The following is a 254-nucleotide window of genomic DNA, read 5'->3' as shown; positions in this document are numbered from 1 at the left end:
CAGCCACAGCGCCTCCCGTTATTGCATTCTGGCCAGGCCGCGCTCTGTCATTTCGGCTGCCACACCGGCAGAGACACGAAACGCCGTTCCCGGCAGCACAAATGCCACAGGTTCATCCCGCGTGGCGTGAAGTGCATCAGTATGCAGCTTCACCAGTGCCACGACCGTGACCAGTTCAGACGTATCCAGAATCACGGTATCCGGCTGCGCTGATCCCACCTCATTTTCATGTCCGGTCAGCACATTTTCCCGGC

The 254-nt window shown here is 59.1% G+C and carries 1 protein-coding gene; it reads right to left on the bottom strand.

The features are described from left to right. Positions 1-18 precede the first annotated feature (18 nt). Positions 19-254 (bottom strand): DNA-packaging protein FI (gene gpFI / locus SB660_RS22120; protein WP_410584613.1); only part of this gene is annotated, 236 nt, incomplete at its 5' end.

The sequence above is a fragment of the Bacillus sp. SIMBA_005 genome (assembly GCF_046535585.1).
GTDB lineage: Bacteria > Bacillota > Bacilli > Bacillales > Bacillaceae > Bacillus > Bacillus pumilus.
This window is presented reverse-complemented; position numbering and strand designations above follow the sequence as displayed.